This window comes from Cellulomonas algicola (genome assembly GCF_003851725.1).
Taxonomy (GTDB): domain Bacteria; phylum Actinomycetota; class Actinomycetes; order Actinomycetales; family Cellulomonadaceae; genus Cellulomonas; species Cellulomonas algicola.
Map to the genome: position 1 here is coordinate 1 of NZ_BHYL01000200.1, position 2,196 is coordinate 2,196.

At 75.1% G+C, this 2,196-nt stretch carries 2 protein-coding genes; both read right to left on the reverse strand.

The features are described 5' to 3' along the window. Positions 1-25: 25 nt before the first annotated feature. Positions 26-1,279 carry an acyltransferase family protein gene (locus CTKZ_RS12960; RefSeq protein WP_160142898.1) on the reverse strand — a complete coding sequence of 418 codons (1,254 nt, stop codon included), beginning with the start codon at positions 1,277-1,279 and terminating at the stop codon, positions 26-28. A 52-nt stretch (positions 1,280-1,331) separates the two neighbouring features. After that, on the reverse strand, positions 1,332-2,196 hold an 865-nt coding region (locus CTKZ_RS12965; protein WP_124343341.1), incomplete at its 5' end, for a 3-methyladenine DNA glycosylase.

Sequence of the window (2,196 nt, forward strand, 5' to 3'; positions counted from 1 at the left end):
CGACCGGCACGCGACGCGGGGTGAGTCAGCGGGACGTGCCCAGGCGCTCGCCGGTCGGTGCGGGCACCGGGGCGGTCGATGCGGGCGTGGGCCCGGTCGGTGCGGGCTCCGGCGCGGGGACGCGGGCCCGCCGCCGTCCGACCGCCCGCCCGGCGCGCTGCGACAGCCGGTGCGACGGGCGTTCGACGACGACGTAGAACAGCGCCGCGCACGCGAGCGACACGGGGACCGCGACGGCGACCGTCAGCCCGGGACCGACGGTCGCGGTCCACGCGATCGCCACAGCCGTCACCACGGGCTCCTGCACGAGGTAGAGGCTGAACGAGCGCGTCCCGAGCCACTGCACGGGCGGGGACTCGAGGAGGCGGCGGAGGACCGGCCCGTGCCACGCGCAGAACACCGCGAGCGTCGCGCCGGCGACCCCGGTCGTGTGCCCGACCGCGGCGACGAGCTCGCTCGGCGTCGCGACGAGGAAGATCAGCCAGTAGGCGCTCACGGCGACCACGACACCCGCGTACGCGAGCGTCCACCCGTGTCGGCGTGCGTCGAGCGCGGCCGCGAGCCGGTGCAGGCGGTCCCGCTCGAACGCCATGACGACCCCGAGCCCGAAGACGGGCAGGTACCGCAGGGGGCCGAGCGAGTTCACGACCCACCCCACGCCGACCAGGGCGAGCAGGAGGACCGCGACCGCGGGCAGCCACCGGCGCAGCAGGCGCGCGACCAGCAGGTACACCGGCAAGAGCAGCGAGAACCAGACCTCCCACTGGAGCGTCCAGAGCGACCCGTTGAGCGCGTCGACGCCGCCCAGCAGGAGCGCGTCGCGCGGCACCCCGGACGGCGACCACGACTCGCGGTGCTGCAACCACGTCGACCCGACGCCCTGGTGCCGGTCGACCAGGACGGCCGTGACCCACGCGAACGCGAGCGAGCCCCACACGGGGAGGTAGAGGCGCAGGAGCCGGCGCACGTAGTAGACGTCCCAGCGGGCGGGCGCGCCCGACGCGGCGGGGAGGGCGAGCACGAGCCCGGACAGCACGAAGAACACGAAGACGGCGCTGGTGCCGTCCCACAGCAGGTGCAGCGGCGTCGCCGTGAGGAACCACTGCCACGTCCACGGGTCGAACCGCACGGGGTCCTTGAGGTACGGGCCGAGGAGGACCGCGGACGTCAGGAAGCTGTGGTGGACGACGACGACCAGGGCGGCGACGCCGCGCAGTCCGTCGAGGGACGCGAGGCGCCGCGAGTCCGGCCGGGGCGGTCCGACGGGCGTGTGCGTCACGCCAGACGACGCTAGACGAATGTCCGGGTGGTGTGTCCGGATCGTCCGGATATCACCCGGTCGACGTGAGCGTGCGGCACACGTCGAGCAGCCGCGACCGCAGCGCGTTCCCCTCGGCTGCGTGCTCGCGCTGACGCCGGACGTACTCGGCCTTGCCGTCGACCGTCTCGATCGCGACCGGCGGCAGCCCGTAGGCCGTCACGTCGTACGGGGAGGCCTGCATGTCGAGCGTGCGGATGCGCCGCGCGAGGGCGAAGCAGTCGAGCAGCAGCGCGCCGGGCACGGCGGGCCCGAGCTTGAGCGCCCACTTGTAGACGTCCATGCCGGCGTGCAGGCAGCCCGGCTGCTCGAGCGCGACCTGCTGCTCGCGCGTGGGCTGCAGGACGTTGCGTGCGACGGCCTCGGGCGTGAAGAAGCGGAACGCGTCGAAGTGCGAGCAGCGGATCCGGTGCGACTCGACGACCGCGTCGGTCCCCGCGCCGCCGAGCCGCAGCGGCAGCGGGTGGCGGTGCGCGTCGTCACCCTCGCGGTAGACCATCGCCCACTCGTGCAGCCCGAAGCAGCCCGTGAACGCGGGCCGGTCGAGCGTGGCGGACAGCAGCCCGGCGACGAACCGCACGGTGTCGCCGCGGTCGGCGAGGAACGCGTCGACGTCGAGCGCGACCGTGCCGTCGTCGGTCACCGCGTACCAGCGCCACTGCGCGTGCGGTGCGGGGACGTCGTCCGCGGGCGCGAGCCCGACACCGGGTCCGGGGTGCCACCGGCGCAGCGTCGCGGGCTTGGTCGGGTAGTACTCGAACAGGAAGTCCTCGATCGCGTGCCGCTCGCCGCGCGCGCGCCGCTCGCGGTGGCCGGCCGTGAACGCGTCGGCCCGCTCGGCGTGCGCGGCCGCGAGCGCCTGCCACCGGGCGGCGGGC